Origin of the sequence: Enterobacter cloacae, assembly GCF_013375935.1 — a bacterium.
Taxonomy (GTDB): domain Bacteria; phylum Pseudomonadota; class Gammaproteobacteria; order Enterobacterales; family Enterobacteriaceae; genus Enterobacter; species Enterobacter pasteurii.
This window is the reverse complement of the sequence record NZ_CP056117.1, coordinates 344,459-359,171: the sequence shown is the minus strand read 5'-3', so window position 1 is coordinate 359,171 and position 14,713 is coordinate 344,459. Positions and strand designations below refer to the sequence as shown.

The window sequence follows — 14,713 nt, the reverse complement described above, 5'->3', positions numbered from 1 at the left end:
ATCAGTACACCAGGTTTAAGGTGATATCGTCGCTATAGGTGCCTGCCTGCGCGGCCGTCAGGGCGCCTGCATCAATAACACCGTACAGCGTCTCTTCCTGTTTCATGTCGTTGCCGGTATCGGTGAGCCCGTCAGTGCCGGTGATTTGCGTCTGTTTGCCCTCGTCAGCAAACAGTTTCCAGGCAATTTTCTGGGCGCCCGTTTCGCCGTTATCCGGCTTCAGCCAGAAGGTGCCGTTTTCGCTGCTATCGTTGCTGGTCGCGGAGAGCGTGAACGGCGTACCGTTGGTACAGACGATATCGACCTGGGTTTTGGCCTGAATTTCACTGGTTTCATCCGAACCGTGGCGCGAGAAGTTAAGGTCGTTGGCGTTGAGGGTGCAGGATTTAACCACCTCGAGCGAGACGTGCATCGTCGCGCTTGCGGTGCTGTCTGCTGCGATCGCAGCGGCAGGAAGCAGGAGAACCGAACAACATACAACAGTGGGGATAATTCTCATGATCTTATTTCCTAACGTGGTTAACGGTGCAATTACAGAGATGAGAGCTGAGCGTCCAGCAGGCAGAGTTTTCGATGGAATTCCGCCAGGTTCTGGCAGCAAAATTTGTTCATCGCGTTACGCTTGTGGGTGTAAATCGTTTTAGGTGACTTACCAAAGACCTGTGCGATACGAACCGGGCTGAATCCTTTGTGAAACAGCATGCAAACCCGCATCTCCTGATACGTGAGCGTGGCGAGGTTTTCGAAAGCGTATGTCGTGTCGCTAAAGCAGCGGCTCAGCTGAGCAAGCGTCAGATTGTCCGCCACCACTCTGGCGCGCTCGCCGCGCAGGAAAGCGTTAATCTCATCCACGCGGGCCGCATCGGTAAAGACCAGCCAGTCTGACCCGGCGCGGGTATTCAGGAGGTGCTCCTGCAGGTGCAGAAGCCCTTCGGGATTAACGTCGTTAATCCAGTAAATCTCGGGACGTGGGGCGACGGCGGTAGCGATAATCGACTTGAGCCCAAGGCATAAATAGGCGTTTTCGCTCAGGATGATGACCCGAAAGCCCGCGTTGATAATGCAAGGCGTCATGAGTTGCCCCACAGGTAGCCCTGGCCGTAATCGGCCGCGCTGGCGCGGGCCAGCGCGAAATCACCCGCGGTTTCGATGCCCTCTATCAACACCTTACTGGCGAGACGCTTGCACTGGCGGGTGAGGTGCAGAAACTTTTCCCGCTCGACGCGGCCGCTCCAGAAAGTATGCTTGTCAATTTTGACGCCGCAGAAGCGGATCTGGCTGGCAAGCAGAGCCGGAATGAGATCTTCGCAGACGTCGTCTGCCCACACTTCGATACCCCGCTGATGCAGCGTGGCGATGCATATCCGCAGGGCCCGGCTTTTGTCATCATCAAGCTGTACGATGCGATGAAGATCGGTAACTTCGATAGCAAGCCTCTCCGGGCGGGGCGTTTCTTCTTTCAGCCTGTCGAGGAAGTCCGTTTCCAGCAGTAAATCCGATGTCGCGTTGAGATAATATTTTTTGCCTTCTTCGCGCAACATGGCATGACGAAGCTGCGCAAAGAAATGCGCTTTACGCTGCGTCGCGGGCATCGCGCAAAAGTAGTCTTCGAGATTGACGTGAGGCTTGGCCGTGGACAATACCTCCCACGCAATCACTATTTCACTGCGCAGCGCCCGGATGGATTCGAACTTATAGCCGGTTAGCATGATAAAAGTGCATCACTCCCCGTGGTGTGTTAAGGAGCTGCATATTTTATGAATTACGGTTTTGGCGGGATATTTATAAAATAAAAAGGCTTAAATATGGTGTTTTTAGCTAATTTATAAGGTTTTTATAGGATTATTTATTTTCATAAGCGCCCGGCTTTTGGCCGGGCGCTGCATCATTAGCCAGCTTTACTGACGATTTTGATCTCCACCATGCCAATGCCCAGCCTGCGCGGAGAGTGGCCGAGAATATTCCCTTCGTTTGTGGCCTGCGGGTCTGGCGGCACAATGACCAGCGTATTGCTGCGCGAGGGGTTCTCGAAGTGCAGCGTGTGAGTGCTGACCTCGTTCCCAAGCGTCAGCGTCTGCTCCCGATCGCCCACGCGTACCGGTACGGGCTTATTGGCGTTAGGGCCAAATGCCCGGGCGGTGATCACCAGGTCGAATTTCTCCGGCAGCGGCTCGTTATATTCGATTTTCACCTCGTCGCCCAACTGCGCGTTGGACCAGCGCCCCCACGATTCAGGACGTGAAATACCGCTGAACTGCTTCACCTCCTCCGGCGCGCCGGCCACGTTAAAGATGAAGCTGTCCGCTTTGTAACGAATATCGTTGTCGACGACCTTCAGCAGATCGACGTTGCGCTGATAGCGGGCGGTATCAATAACCGTATCCCTGAACGCGGTTTTACCCTGCCACACTGGTTTACTGACGTGTTGTACGGTCTGCTCACCGCCGAGCTGCCCCTGAGAGACGCACCAGTCGGTGGAGAGTGACAGCTGAGGCGACCAGAGCTGCCCCATTTTGTAGCACCTGTCGACCCAGACGAAGTTATCGCGCGGGGCGAAATCCGCCAGCTGGAAGCGCAGTGGCGCAGAGTATTCACTTTCAGGCAGCGGCTCGACGCGCTTGTCTGACACCCGCAGCAGCAGCGGCAGGCGGAAATGGCTGCCGGAAAAGGCGATCGTTTTTTTATCCCGATCGATGGTGAAATCCTGTATCTCTTTCGGGAAGTTCCACAGACGGATGATGTCCGGCTTCCAGGCGAGGATTTTTTCCTTCATGTTGAGGAAGATTTCCGACAGGGATTGTCCTGACAGCGTGCTGCGGCCCAGGCCAATAAAGTTATCGCCGCCCAGAATATCCAGCACCGTCGCGCCGTTGTCCATCGAGTTACGTTTGGTGGCGATAACCTCCTGCCGGGGCTGGTCGCCGCGCAGCACAAAGAACAGGTTGCTGCGATCCCGCTTGCTCAGCTCGTCCCAGGCGCTGTTTTTCATTGCCAGATGGTCTGACGAAACGACGATGACCGTATTTTTGAAGTAAGGCGATGCTTTGATTTTCTCAACGAACGCCGCGATGTGCTCCTGGCTACAGGTCACGGCGCTGAACGAGGTGTTGTTTTTGCCGTCGATGTCGTAGCGCTGACGCTTGCAGGTGCGCGAGACGAAGCCATCCGGATGGTGCGTGTCGACGGTCAGCGCAAACAGCGAAAAGCGTTTACCGGCGCGGGAAAGCTCCTCGAATTTCTTCCAGGCTTCATCCAGCACGGTGTCGTCGTAAAAGCCCCAGTCGTTGCGGTAAGCCGGATCGGCCACGGTGGTTTTCAGCTCTTCTGAACCATAAAGATGATCGAAACCGTGGGACTTCAGGAACACGTCTTTCCCGGCAAAGCGCAGGTTGGCGCCCTGCATAAAGTAGTTCTCATAGCCCGAGTTTTTCAGGATATCGCCAAGACAAACGTTTTGCGGGAAGAAGCTCGACATCGAGGCGGAGGCGTTTCCTTCAAACGGGGCAAACAGGGGAATGCCGCACTGGGAGGCCACCATCCCGGCAATGGTGTAATCCGTACCGGGCAGCTGCATGGTGTGGCTGAAGTCGAGGCCTTCGTTCTTCAGCGCGCCCAGTTCCGGCGTCAGGTTCGGGAAAGCCTCGTTATCAAAATAGGTGCGCTCCAGGCTCTCGCCATAGATATAGACCAGGTTGAGCCTGGGGTTGTCGATCTTCTTCGAGGGCTCTTTGTAATACGCGGCAAAGTCCGGATCGCCATCGCGCGACTGAGATTTTACCAGCTCGGTAATCTGATGAAACGCCGGGCTGGCGTCGACGGAGGCCAGCGCCAGACACAGCGCCAGCAGGCTGTAGCCATGATGATGTGGACGGTGGCGGCGACGGCGCAGCACCCAGGCCAGCGCGGCGAAGATACCCACCAGCGCAGCCACCAGTCCCAGACCGGGAAGTATGTACTTACCAACGCCCGCGCCGGTCAGGCTGTTGGTGAGGGTGTAGAGCACGGCGTCGTTAATACCGTCGCCGGTAAAGTAATCGCTGGCATATAGCGTAATGTTCAAAATAATAAAAATGCCGAGCACCGCCAGGGTGGCAACAAACCACCAGGTGTGACGACCGGCTTTCCAGGCGTAAACGCCAACCGAAGCCAGAAAAAGGACAAGGGACATTAACTCTGACAACAGCACATCCTCATCATGCCGGACGCTCGGCCGGCTAACTGATTATTTTTTGGGTAAGACAATGTAATTGCGATGTCGTATAGCTGCAATTTTAGTGTCACGAAAGTGTGCTGTTGTTAGGATTTGGTTTATAAAATCGTTTATTTGAAAGCCGTCGCATCGTGGCATACGGATGCTGAGGCGGTGGCGAGGCGTAAAAAGGCGCGCTTCACGCCGCGGTTTCAAACTTACCTGAGAAACCGGGCGTGTAGGGGCCGAAAAGGGGGGGGCGATCAGGAGAGGAAATTAACGCCCTGTTTCAGCACCAGATCGCAGGCTTTGGTTTTCACCTGTTTCGCCAGAGAGGAGTTGCCCAGGGTGCTGAGGTTAAGCTGCTGGCCGTTTTGGGCGTTCAGCAGGCCCTGAATGCCGTCCATATAGTTGGTGTCCGCCTTCTGCTCCTGGGTGTCCAGGCCAAGCTTACCCAGCACCTGATTTTTGATGTTTTCGGTATCGGTGACGGAAGCCAGCTTCTGCTTCGCGCAGTATTCCAGGATACCCGCCGCGTTGTTCATCGTACCGGCGCTCAGGCTCTGGGAGCTGTTACCCAGCAGGCTGGTGAGGGTTGACGCGGAAAGGCCGCCCTGGGTGCCACTGCTCTGTTTGGTAAGCTCACCTGCTGCGCTGGAGAGCGACTCCTGCCATGACGCGGCCTGCGCTGCGCCCGTCACCAGCAGAACGCCAGAAATAACGCTGATAAGAAACTGTTTTTTCATAATGGTTTACCCGAAAAGGTCCGTTTTGAGCCGGAGGGGAGTCCAGTATATACCTCCGCTCCACCGGTATTCCCTGGAAATATCTTAATACTCTTTGCCGGTGACGCGGCTGCGGTAGCTGTCCCAGTCGAAGATGACGTACAGGCTGTTGCCCAACTTCATGCGATCCATAACCCGCTCGCCCAGGAGCCGGGTCATCTCGTCGATATTGTGGTTCGTCAGCATGCCGGTTGGGCGTTTCGACGATGAACGGCGATCGACAATCTGGTTAATGATCACTTTTTCGTAGCGGGATTCCGTCTGGACGCCGATCTCGTCGATGACCAGCAGGTCTACGTTGCTCAGATCGTTCAGCAGCTGTTCTTCACTGGTTTCGCGGTTGCTGAAGGTGTCCTTCATGGCGGACATAATATCGGCCACGGTGATAATCAGCACCGACTTCCCGCGCAGCAGCAGCTCGTTGCAGATAGCGGCCGCGAGGTGATTTTTCCCGGTGCCGGGTTTTCCGCTAAAGATGAAGCTGGCGATGTTGCCGTCGAATTCGTCCACGTACTGGCGCGCCTGGCTAAGCGCGTTCATCTGCCCCTGCGACTCAACCTTGTAGTTCTCGAAGGAGCAGTTCTGGTGCAGCGGACGAATGCCCGAGCGGTTAAAGGTGCGCTGCATTTTCATCGCGCGGTTTTCGCGGGCGAGGGCAGCCGCGCGGATTTCACCCTGCTCTTTTTGCCACGCCAGCAGCTCTTCGCCCGTGGTGAAGGCAGGCTTCACGTTGGCTGGCATCATCTTCTGCAAGCGCTTCATCAGGTCGCCGACGTTTTTCATTTCGCACCTCGGAATCCATCAGGGATTTTTTTATCCGGTTCTGAAAAGGCATTAATATCACGCTTTGACTGGCCGTTGCTGCTGGCGCGGTTGATTTGCAGGCTTCGTGCGAGCTTTTGCTGCCACTGAACGTGATGGAATACTTTCCCTTCAGCCTGCCAGTAGGCGGTAAAGGCCGCCAGCTCTTCCGGCGTCGCGGGCTGCGAGAGGGCAATCCCCCAGAGTGCCGCCTGGCGCTGAAAATCGGCGTCCGGCTGCCACCCGGCGTACATGGGGAATTTACCCATCGGAACGGCTACCGGGGTGCTGGTGGGTTCATCAAAAAACTGATTGTCCAGCGTGACGTCACTCGCCGGGCGCGACAGCCGCGCTTCAATATCCAGAAGCTGTGCCAGACGTTCCGGCGTAACCGCGTAAAACGCCGGGGCGTTGTCGGCAAATACCGCGAGCGTGCCGCCTTCGGCGTGCGTCAACACACCGCGAGGATCGCGCATAAAGGCATCAATGCCAGCAATGCTGGTGGTCAGAATTCTGGAGGACATAACACTTTCTCAACTGATTACTACGGGCGTGATTGAGGGTTATGGTAGCACAGAGAGAGGGCAGGAAAGGAGAGGATTTCCCCGGTAGCGCTACGCGTACCGGGGCTACAGTCACAGAGGCTGATTATGCGATGATGTTCAGCGTCACGTCGATATTGCCGCGCGTCGCGTTAGAGTAAGGGCAGACAATGTGCGCTGCATCCACCAGCTTTTTGGCTTCCGCTGCGTCCATCCCCTCAACGTGGATGTTCAGCTTCGCTTCGATACCAAAACCGGTTGGCAGCGGGCCAATGCCGACTTCACCTTCAATAAAGGCGTCTTTTGGCAGCGCGAACTTATCGCGTGCCGCAACGAACTTCATCGCACCCAGGAAGCAGGCGGAGTAGCCCGCGGCGAACAGCTGTTCAGGGTTAGTCACTTCGCCACCCATGCCGCCCATCTCTTTTGGCACGCCCAGCTTGACGTCCAGAACGCCACCGGAAGAGGTGGCGCGGCCGTCGCGGCCCCCGGTTGCTTTGGCTTTGGCAGTGTAGACAACTTTTTCTAAAGACATGGCAGGTTCCTCATCTTGTATTTAAGTGCGCTATTAAATAGCGTGCGATGTTTTAAGGTAAATAAAGACGCGTAAAGTATAGCCTTACGCGCGATGCAGCTGCTGGCGCAGCAGTTCGAGCTGTTGCTTGAGCGCCAGCATGGTGTCGGTATCACACTGCGCAGCACAACCCACGGCGTGTGGGATGGCTACGGCCTGCTGTTGCAGCTTGCGGCCCGCGTCGCTCAGGGTTACGGCGACCTGACGTTCATCCTGACGGGAACGCTGGCGGAGGATCAATCCTGCGCTTTCCAGGCGCTTCAGCAGGGGCGTTAGCGTGGCGGAATCCAGGAACAACCGCTCGCCGATGTCTGACACCGTAATATCATCCTGCTCCCACAGCACCAGCATCACCAGGTATTGCGGGTAGGTCAGGTTCAGCGGTGCCAGCAGCTGCCGGTACAGCTTGTTAAGCGCCAGGTTCGCCGAATAAAGGGCGAAGCAGAGCTGGTTATCCAGCAGTAGCGCGTCGGTGGTGTCGTTCATTTTTGCGTCCATGGGATGAATATAGATAGTGCACGATATAATTGCAAGCGATTTTATTAAACGCGTGGACGCTTGCGGTAAAGCCACAGGCCGGGGATCGACAGGCCGATGGAGAGCGCGCCCACGATTGACGAGGCTTTGAGGAAGTTACTCAGCAGCAGGATCATTTGCGGTTCGCTGTAGCCAAAGTGGCTGATTTTTACGGCGGAAATCATCGCGGTATAGGCCGAAATGCCGGGAAACATGGGAATGACTGCCGCCACGGTGAACACTTTTGGGTGTGCCAGATACCAGCGGGACCATTGAATACCAATGCTTCCGACCAGCATGGCGGCGATAAAGGTCGACCATTCGATATTAAAGCCAGCGGTCATCATCGCCATACGCGAGCCGTGGCCAATGGCGCCGAGCAGCGCGCACCAGGGTAACGCCCGCTGTGGGACGTTAAACACCATCGCAAATCCAGCGGCGGGTAGGGCTGCCAGGAGCATGTCCTGCGCCAGTGCAAGCAGAAAATCAATTACGCCCATCCGCGTAACCCCCACATCGTCATTGCCATTACTACCCCGATACAGGTCGCCAGCGTCAGCAGGCTGGCTATCGCCCAGCGCGCAAGACCGGTGTTGATATGGCCTTTAAACATATCGGCGACGGCGTTGATGAGGGGAAACCCCGGTACCAGCAGCAGCACGCTGGCGGCCATCGCAACCGTAGGCGTGCTGGCGAAGACGGGCTGGCGCAGGAGCAGGCCGGAGACGGTTGTCGCCACAAGGGCCGTTATGCAGAAGTTAATCTGCGGATGCAGCTGCCTGTGCGTTAACAGCTGGCGGACATGCATCGCGATGCTGCTGGCAAAGAAGGTCACGACGGCGCCGTCCCAGCCGCCGTTATTGAGCTTGCAGAAACAGGCGCAGGAAAGCCCTACCATCAGCACAACCAGCCAGCGCGGGTAGCGAAGCGGCTTGATTTGATTGAAACGTTTTTCAATCTCATGAAGATCGAGCAGCTTATGCTCGGCGAGGATCACGATGTGCTGCACCTCCGTTACGACGTGCATGTTAATGCCGCGGTCGTGATTTTTACGGGTCGAGGTGAGGCACTGCCCGTCTTTAATGGTGGTCAGCACAATGGCATTTGACGAGATGGAGCTTTCGACGCTGTCCATTCCCAGCGCCAGCCCAAGGCGCGTGGAAAGTTCTTCGACGAGGGCGCTTTCTGCTCCGTGCTGTAAGAGAAAAAGCCCGCACTGAATACATAGCCGCGTGGTAGCCCGCTGCGTAGACCGATCTGCCTGCATGTAATGCCCTGAAGAGAAGAGAGATTGCTTACTTTTAACACAAAGTGCAGGGCCCATTGCGCTGGGCCAGATCAACTTTTATGCGATCGGTGGCGTGGCCAGCGCCGGGAGGGGACAGGCTTGTTATTTGCCTAATGAATATGAAATAAGGATTTATAAAAGCAATATATTAAGTATTTCTAATTTCATATTTTCGATCTTTTAAGGCAACTTCAATTAAATTTCGATAGTATTTATGCGATATTAAGCCTGTATTGGGCGTTTCTTAACCTATATGACATTTTTATCGTTTACGAGTATTAAGCCGTTTTGTTCTTAGGGATGCAAATATGTTTTATCTCGTAGGGTTAGCTCGTTCTTAAATAATGAATTAATGACATGGAGGGTCTATGTTGCCATTGAATGGTAAACACGGAGTGGTGATTAGTAGAGTACCGGTTATGCAAAATGGGCTGGGTGGCTTAATGGCCCGCCATTTTCCGGAATTTGAGTTGACGTACTGCCGTTCCATGCAGGAGTTAACGCTACTTCAATTGCGTCGTGCTGGGGTTGTGATTGCCGATATTTCAGGGGAGTACCGTAATCCGCGCGGCACGCTTGAGCAATATTATGGATTAATGAATCAATACAGGGATATTCACTGGATTTTCCTCGTCTCTCGTCCTCTTTATCCGCTGGCGGTAGAGCTACTTATGCGTCCGGAAAGCACCTTACTGTCGGATATGGAGCCTATTGAAGGCGTGATTAACGCCATTCGCGCGGGCAGCGAACGTGCTGAGCGAATAAGCCAGACGCTATTAATGCCGGAAAATCCCGATATTGAAGAAGAGAGTGAGCAAATGATTGCGCTCACCCACTCTGAACGCAAGGTTTTGCGTCTGTTAGGCAAGGGCTGGGGAATTAACCAAATTGCGACGCTGCTGAAGAAAAGTAATAAAACGATCAGCGCACAGAAAAACAGTGCCATGCGCCGTTTGTCGCTTCGCAGCAATGCCGATATGTACGCCTGGATTAGCAGTACCCAGGGAATGCGAGAACTCAGTTTAATGTCGGCTTATGGAGAGTTTGAGGAATGGAAAAAACCACTGCACCAGGATATATCGCCGTCATCGAAAGCTGCTCAATGAGCGCCGTGGGGCTGAAGCATCTTTTTGCGATGCCGGCCCTGCGCCATTATCAGGTGCACCTGTTTAGCGGATTCGACAGCTTTAAAGCGGCGCTCTCTGATACCTCATTTTTTGCGGTAATCTATTCTTTGTCCGATGCGCGTGAGGAGCGCCGAAACTGTCTGGCCTGCTTGCGTGACCTTACCTTCACTCACGGCGGCGTTCAGCGTATCGTGCTGGTTTCGGATGAGATGGAGGCGAGGCTGGTGAGCCATCTGTCGCCGTCCCAGCTGCATGGGATAATCAGTAAATCGGTTCCGCTGAAGCAGATGGTTGAGGAGCTTGAGACGTTGCTCAGCGAGACGCATCGGGTGAATGACAATATTTATAATCACTGGTGCGTGAACCAGAACCGCATGCTGAGCCCAACGGAGCGGGCAATACTGCGTTACATGTCGTCTGGCTATTCGATACCTGAAATAGCGGCACAGCTTGAGCGCAATATCAAAACCATCCGCGCGCACAAGTTTAACGCGATGGTAAAGCTGGGCGTCAATTCTGACGTAGGGTTACTGGATGCGGCGGATATTCTCGCGCATCTTCCCGCGCGGGAAGTGCGTCGTTCCGCTCACACCGTTCCGTCATTCTCGTAGAAACGCGTGATGCGCCAGAGCACTTCTGGCGCAATGTTCAGATACAGACATCCACCCATTTTGCCGCGGTCAGTTCCGCCATCCTGTCGGGCGATATTCGCACCGCACTGTGGATGGCACCCGCTGCGGGTAACACTTCCGCGTACTGTTTTAACGTGATGTCACAATAAACCGAAAGAGGATTCTCCAGTCCGAAAGGGCAGACGCCGCCGACAGGATGGCCCGTCAGGGTAACCACTTCATCACTGCTGAGCATGCGGGCTTTCGCGCCGAATGTCTCTTTGAGCTTTTTGTTATCCAGACGCGCATCCCCTTTGGCGACCACCAGAATCACGTCATTCTTAATTTTCAGCGACAGGGTCTTGGCAATTTGGCCTGGCTCAACGTTGTGCGCTGCCGCAGCCAGCGCAACGGTTGCCGTGCTTTGGTTAAGCTCAATGATCTCTATATCCGGAGCGTTGTCGGCAAAAAACTGCTGTACAGACTGCAAACTCATTGATTCCTCCTGACAAATATCCTGCGTAATCTGTCACAACAAATTAGTCGCTGTAAATATCCCTTAAGTAACAAATATCCGTCAGGGGCGATTTCTGGATCGCCTTCACATTCACAGAAACCGGTTACAGTAACCGGTTGCAGAGCGTGATGCAGAGATTAATACTGAGGGTGTAACTTCCCCTGTATCTAATAATAAGAGCTAATTATGAAACCAATCCGTTTGAGCAGTACCGCTGGTACACGATCCGGCAAGGTTGTGAAGTGGATTTATGGCACAGCGTGTGGCGTGAACACGCCTGAAACGAACGTCTGAAAGGAGATCTGATATGTCTGCCAACCATGCTGCGTTTAATCTGATTTTCCGTTTCGTTGAGAATTACGTCAGTCCGATTGCCGGGCGGATCTCTTCCCAGCGTCATGTTATGGCTATTCGTGACGGATTTATCTCGGCGATGCCGTTCATGATTGTAGGCTCATTCTTGTTAGTGTTTGCTTACCCACCTTTTTCGCCTGATACCACGTGGGGCTTTGCTCGCGCCTGGCTGGATATGGCGAAGCAGTTTGAAGGCCAAATTCTGACGCCGTTTGATATGACGATGGGCGTGATGTCCCTCTATATCTGCGCGGCCATCGCCTATAACCTGGGCAAGCATTACGTTAAAACGCATCAGCTGGATCCGTTTATGTGCGCGATGCTGTCGCTGATGGCGTTTCTGCTGGTGGCAGCCCCTAAAACCAAGGGCACGCTGCCGGTTGATAGCCTCGGCGGAACCGGTATTTTTACCGCGATTCTGGTGGCGATCTACTGCGTTGAGATGATGCGCTTCCTGAAAGCACACAACATCGGGATTCGCCTGCCGGACCAGGTTCCACCGATGATCAAAAACTCGTTTGATCTGCTGATTCCGGTGCTGGTGGTGGTGCTGACGCTCTATCCGCTGAGCCTGCTGATTCAGTCGCACTTCGGTATGCTGATCCCGCAGGCGATTATGTCGATCTTTAAACCGCTGGTGTCCGCCGCTGACTCTCTGCCTGCGATACTGCTGGCGGTGCTGATTGGGCACCTGCTGTGGTTTGCCGGGATCCACGGCGCCGCGATTGTCTCCGGGATGCTGCAAATGTTCTGGCTGACGAATCTGGGGGCGAACCAGACCGCGCTTGCGGCGAGCCTGCCTTTGCCGCACATCTTCATGGAAGCCTTCTGGACGTTCTTTATCGTGATCGGCGGGTCAGGGGCGACGATGGGGCTGGTGTTCTGCTACCTGCGCAGCCGCTCCGCGCACCTGCGCTCGATTGGCCGCCTGAGCGTGGTGCCAAGCATTTTCAACATCAATGAACCGGTCATTTTTGGTACGCCGATTGTGATGAACCCGGTATTCTTCATTCCTTTCCTGCTGGCGCCGATGGTTAACGCCGTGCTGGCGTGGGCGGCGATGAAGTTCGATCTGATTGGCCGCGTGATTTCCGTTGTGCCGTGGACGGCGCCGGCTCCGGTTGGTGCAGCCTGGGCGCTGGGTTGGGATTTCCGTGCCGCTATTCTGGTGCTGGTGCTGGCCTGCGTTTCAGCCATCATCTACTTCCCGTTCTTCAAGGTGTACGAGAAACAGCTCCTCCAGCAGGAAGCGGAAGAAGCACAGCGTAACGCGGAAGAGGAAAATCAGCAGATTGCCTGAGTAAACGCAAAGCGGCAGCGTCGGTTGCCGCTTTCAGCGTTGTTTAACGAGAGGGTTTTCCTGCCCGACTATTTCAGCGTGCAGTCGCCGCACTGCTGTACATCCGGCAGGCGATAGCGCTGGCAGCAGGTGCGACGGACCAGAAGTCCCTCGCGCGGGACCACGGTGCGGTAAAGAGGATTATCGCGCCCATCCGAAAGCTGTCTGGCAAAGAAACAGCTCTGGCGCAGCGCCTCCACTTTCTCGTCGCCAAGCAGCGGCTTCATCTCGGTTAAATACCAGTGGATAAGATACCCGGTATTACTCCAGATCAGCTTCCCGTTGATCTCGCCCGTCGCTTCCAGCGCGTCAACGACCGGAACCAGCGCTCTGGCGATCAGCATTTCCATACGCGCCTGCGCGGAAAGGTGAATCGCGCTCGGATCTTCATGGACGTCGATCCAGAAACAGGCGGCGCGCCCGGTTTCATGAAATTCGACGTGAAAATGTTCTGACGACAGGTCGAGCACGGTCTCCTGGGTTAACAATGCCAGCATGACCGGGGGAACCATCAGCCCGATGTACCACTGCGCCCAGAGGGAGAGCAGCGGTTTGTTTTCCCGCGCAAGCGTCGGTTGATTACGGTAAATATGGTCGGAATAGGTTGCCAGCAGCGAGCGAAGCTCTGCAGGGCGCTGCCACTGCGCCAGCGTCAGCGCATGGTGCGGAGGCGCTTCATCCAGCTTGATGAAATCCAGCAGGTGGGCGCGGGTAACGGCAATTTTTTCGCGTATGGCTTCCGCAAGCGTTGTCTCCCCGGCGGAGAGCGGCGCTCGCCAGAGTAAGGGCTCAACGATGTGTGCGGTACGAGTAGCCATAGTGTGGATTACAAATCTAAATGATAATGATTGCCAATCCTAACTATAGATAAAACCGAGCGCAAGACTTTTATCCTGGCTCTGTGAACGCGCCGTCAGGCGGTGTGCAGCTCCTCGCTCAGCAATATGCTGTTGCGTCCCATATGCTTGGCTTCGTAGAGGGCTTTATCCGCCTTCGCCAGCGCGCCTTCCACGTCTTCGCCTTCAAACATGGCGATGCCGATACTGATGGTCACGTTGGTGGCAACGCTTTCATTAAACATGTGCGGGATCTTAAGGTCGTACACCTTCTGCCGGATGCGTTCCGCCGTCTGCCGCGCTTGCTCAATCGGGATATTGCTGAGCAGCACCATAAATTCTTCTCCACCGAAGCGGGCGACAATATCGCGTGAACGCACGGCGTCGCGAATCGCAGCCGAGACCCTGATCAAGGCCTGATCGCCCATCATATGGCCGTAATGGTCGTTGTAGGCTTTGAAGTGGTCGATATCCATCAGCAGCACAAAGTGCTCGCCGCTGTCCGGGGTGGGAAGATTCTCCAGCCGGCTTTGCAGCCCGCGGCGGTTATACAGGCCGGTGAGCGGATCCATCATGCTGAGATCGGTCAGGGTTTCGCGCTCCTCCAGCAGTTCGGAGAGGAGTTCCTGGGCGAAACGGTCGTTGCGCCGCTGAAGAACGTGATGAATGCCGATGGCTACCACCGGCAGGGCGAAAGAATACGCCATTCTCAGCCAGTATTCGGAATCGCTAAGCCACAGGCAGGCAATAAAAGCGGGAAATGAATGGAGCGTAAATGCCCTGATATTACTGGCAAACGCCAGAGACCCTATAAAAAGCACCGTTAATAGGGCCATCATTAAAAAATTCGCGTGATCGTGCGTAATTAACGAAAATTTAGAGACGATCTGCCAGGCCCATAAAAACCCGAAAATACCTGAAACAACAGGGATATTTATTTTTCGCGCGCAGTTTTTCCAGTGCCAGATAAGTAAGCCTGAGCTGAAAATAAATACCGCAAACAGGGGAACGGATAACACGCGAACGGAATACAGCGGGTTTGTTACCGAGAACAGGGCGGATGCGGCATTCAGAAATAAGAACAAACGTAAAGATAACTGATATTTCTTATCGACTAAAGACCGCCAGGTTTGTGATGTCATATGCGTGCGTTTTTATTAAAACTCAATTAAAACAAGAAGCAAGGTGTTGTTATGTAATATTAGATGCAACTCAATTGAATTTTTATTATCAG

Annotated in this window: 17 protein-coding genes; 3 read left to right on the top strand and 14 right to left on the bottom strand. The window is 54.6% G+C overall.

The annotated features are described in order from the left end of the window. Nucleotide 1 precedes the first annotated feature (1 nt). The 11 genes from HWQ14_RS01655 to HWQ14_RS01605 form a co-directional block, all read right to left on the bottom strand. Nucleotides 2-499: a Csu type fimbrial protein gene (locus HWQ14_RS01655; protein WP_176608779.1), complete on the bottom strand. Its 498-nt coding sequence runs from the start codon at nucleotides 497-499 to the stop codon at nucleotides 2-4. 32 nt (nucleotides 500-531) lie between these two features. Further along, entirely contained in the window at nucleotides 532-1,074 is a 543-nt protein-coding gene (locus tag HWQ14_RS01650) for a helix-turn-helix transcriptional regulator (RefSeq protein WP_176608778.1), read from the bottom strand. After that, entirely contained in the window at nucleotides 1,071-1,709 is a 639-nt protein-coding gene (locus tag HWQ14_RS01645) for an EAL domain-containing protein (protein ID WP_176608777.1), read from the bottom strand. Before HWQ14_RS01645 ends, HWQ14_RS01650 begins: the two co-directional genes overlap by 4 nt. 179 nt (nucleotides 1,710-1,888) lie before the next feature. Next, complete coding sequence (opgB, locus tag HWQ14_RS01640; RefSeq protein ID WP_176608776.1) at nucleotides 1,889-4,180, bottom strand: phosphatidylglycerol--membrane-oligosaccharide glycerophosphotransferase; 2,292 nt, start codon at nucleotides 4,178-4,180, stop codon at nucleotides 1,889-1,891. 272 nt (nucleotides 4,181-4,452) lie between these two features. Next, nucleotides 4,453-4,935, bottom strand: a complete 483-nt coding sequence (locus HWQ14_RS01635) for a DUF2501 domain-containing protein (RefSeq protein WP_176608775.1) — start codon at nucleotides 4,933-4,935, stop codon at nucleotides 4,453-4,455. An 84-nt stretch (nucleotides 4,936-5,019) separates the two neighbouring features. Continuing rightward, nucleotides 5,020-5,757: a DNA replication protein DnaC gene (dnaC, locus tag HWQ14_RS01630; protein ID WP_148422010.1), complete on the bottom strand. Its 738-nt coding sequence runs from the start codon at nucleotides 5,755-5,757 to the stop codon at nucleotides 5,020-5,022. Beyond that, complete coding sequence (gene dnaT, locus HWQ14_RS01625; RefSeq protein ID WP_176608774.1) at nucleotides 5,754-6,299, bottom strand: primosomal protein DnaT; 546 nt, start codon at nucleotides 6,297-6,299, stop codon at nucleotides 5,754-5,756. The genes dnaC and dnaT overlap by 4 nt, the downstream gene beginning before the upstream one ends. Nucleotides 6,300-6,423: 124 nt before the next feature. Continuing rightward, a complete protein-coding gene (locus tag HWQ14_RS01620; protein ID WP_176608773.1) occupies nucleotides 6,424-6,852 on the bottom strand; it encodes an organic hydroperoxide resistance protein in 429 nt (142 codons plus the stop codon). Between the two features lie 84 nt (nucleotides 6,853-6,936). Beyond that, a complete protein-coding gene (locus tag HWQ14_RS01615; protein ID WP_148422006.1) occupies nucleotides 6,937-7,389 on the bottom strand; it encodes a MarR family winged helix-turn-helix transcriptional regulator in 453 nt (150 codons plus the stop codon). 44 nt (nucleotides 7,390-7,433) lie between these two features. After that, nucleotides 7,434-7,907 carry a threonine/serine exporter gene (locus HWQ14_RS01610; protein ID WP_176608772.1) on the bottom strand — a complete coding sequence of 158 codons (474 nt, stop codon included), beginning with the start codon at nucleotides 7,905-7,907 and terminating at the stop codon, nucleotides 7,434-7,436. After that, nucleotides 7,898-8,674 (bottom strand): threonine/serine ThrE exporter family protein, encoded by a 777-nt coding sequence (locus HWQ14_RS01605; protein WP_176608771.1) that lies wholly within the window; start codon nucleotides 8,672-8,674, stop codon nucleotides 7,898-7,900. The genes HWQ14_RS01610 and HWQ14_RS01605 overlap by 10 nt, the downstream gene beginning before the upstream one ends. A gap of 389 nt (nucleotides 8,675-9,063) precedes the next feature. Here HWQ14_RS01605 and HWQ14_RS01600 point away from each other — a divergent pair, with 389 nt between their 5' ends. Continuing rightward, the gene (locus HWQ14_RS01600; protein ID WP_148422001.1) at nucleotides 9,064-9,801 is read left to right on the top strand and encodes a helix-turn-helix transcriptional regulator; all 738 of its coding nucleotides are present in this window, start codon (nucleotides 9,064-9,066) and stop codon (nucleotides 9,799-9,801) included. Beyond that, nucleotides 9,798-10,433: a DNA-binding transcriptional activator BglJ gene (gene bglJ, locus HWQ14_RS01595; RefSeq protein ID WP_176611138.1), complete on the top strand. Its 636-nt coding sequence runs from the start codon at nucleotides 9,798-9,800 to the stop codon at nucleotides 10,431-10,433. Before HWQ14_RS01600 ends, bglJ begins: the two co-directional genes overlap by 4 nt. 37 nt (nucleotides 10,434-10,470) lie before the next feature. Here the strand turns inward: bglJ and HWQ14_RS01590 are convergent, their stop codons facing one another. Further along, the gene (locus HWQ14_RS01590; RefSeq protein WP_148421999.1) at nucleotides 10,471-10,929 is read right to left on the bottom strand and encodes a YbaK/EbsC family protein; all 459 of its coding nucleotides are present in this window, start codon (nucleotides 10,927-10,929) and stop codon (nucleotides 10,471-10,473) included. Nucleotides 10,930-11,257: 328 nt separating this feature from the next. Between HWQ14_RS01590 and HWQ14_RS01585 the strand changes: the two genes are divergently transcribed. Next, a complete protein-coding gene (locus HWQ14_RS01585) occupies nucleotides 11,258-12,604 on the top strand; it encodes a PTS sugar transporter subunit IIC (RefSeq protein ID WP_176608770.1) in 1,347 nt (448 codons plus the stop codon). 68 nt (nucleotides 12,605-12,672) lie between these two features. On the opposite strand, the gene fhuF is transcribed toward HWQ14_RS01585, so the two are convergent. Both fhuF and HWQ14_RS01575 read right to left on the bottom strand, forming a co-directional pair. Next, nucleotides 12,673-13,461 (bottom strand): siderophore-iron reductase FhuF, encoded by a 789-nt coding sequence (fhuF, locus tag HWQ14_RS01580; protein WP_176608769.1) that lies wholly within the window; start codon nucleotides 13,459-13,461, stop codon nucleotides 12,673-12,675. Nucleotides 13,462-13,556: 95 nt separating this feature from the next. Next, nucleotides 13,557-14,621: a GGDEF domain-containing protein gene (locus HWQ14_RS01575; protein ID WP_176608768.1), complete on the bottom strand. Its 1,065-nt coding sequence runs from the start codon at nucleotides 14,619-14,621 to the stop codon at nucleotides 13,557-13,559. Nucleotides 14,622-14,713: the final 92 nt, after the last annotated feature.

Coding starts and splice junctions, on each gene's coding strand:
- HWQ14_RS01620 (WP_176608773.1), bottom strand. CDS start 6,852: ATGTCTTTAGAAAAAGTTGTCTACACTGCCAAAGCCAAAGCAACCGGG.
- HWQ14_RS01650 (WP_176608778.1), bottom strand. CDS start 1,074: ATGACGCCTTGCATTATCAACGCGGGCTTTCGGGTCATCATCCTGAGC.
- HWQ14_RS01655 (WP_176608779.1), bottom strand. CDS start 499: ATGAGAATTATCCCCACTGTTGTATGTTGTTCGGTTCTCCTGCTTCCT.
- HWQ14_RS01610 (WP_176608772.1), bottom strand. CDS start 7,907: ATGGGCGTAATTGATTTTCTGCTTGCACTGGCGCAGGACATGCTCCTG.
- fhuF (WP_176608769.1), bottom strand. CDS start 13,461: ATGGCTACTCGTACCGCACACATCGTTGAGCCCTTACTCTGGCGAGCG.
- HWQ14_RS01575 (WP_176608768.1), bottom strand. CDS start 14,621: ATGACATCACAAACCTGGCGGTCTTTAGTCGATAAGAAATATCAGTTA.
- HWQ14_RS01585 (WP_176608770.1), top strand. CDS start 11,258: ATGTCTGCCAACCATGCTGCGTTTAATCTGATTTTCCGTTTCGTTGAG.
- dnaT (WP_176608774.1), bottom strand. CDS start 6,299: ATGTCCTCCAGAATTCTGACCACCAGCATTGCTGGCATTGATGCCTTT.
- HWQ14_RS01605 (WP_176608771.1), bottom strand. CDS start 8,674: ATGCAGGCAGATCGGTCTACGCAGCGGGCTACCACGCGGCTATGTATT.
- HWQ14_RS01645 (WP_176608777.1), bottom strand. CDS start 1,709: ATGCTAACCGGCTATAAGTTCGAATCCATCCGGGCGCTGCGCAGTGAA.
- HWQ14_RS01615 (WP_148422006.1), bottom strand. CDS start 7,389: ATGGACGCAAAAATGAACGACACCACCGACGCGCTACTGCTGGATAAC.
- dnaC (WP_148422010.1), bottom strand. CDS start 5,757: ATGAAAAACGTCGGCGACCTGATGAAGCGCTTGCAGAAGATGATGCCA.
- HWQ14_RS01590 (WP_148421999.1), bottom strand. CDS start 10,929: ATGAGTTTGCAGTCTGTACAGCAGTTTTTTGCCGACAACGCTCCGGAT.
- HWQ14_RS01600 (WP_148422001.1), top strand. CDS start 9,064: ATGTTGCCATTGAATGGTAAACACGGAGTGGTGATTAGTAGAGTACCG.
- bglJ (WP_176611138.1), top strand. CDS start 9,798: ATGAGCGCCGTGGGGCTGAAGCATCTTTTTGCGATGCCGGCCCTGCGC.
- HWQ14_RS01635 (WP_176608775.1), bottom strand. CDS start 4,935: ATGAAAAAACAGTTTCTTATCAGCGTTATTTCTGGCGTTCTGCTGGTG.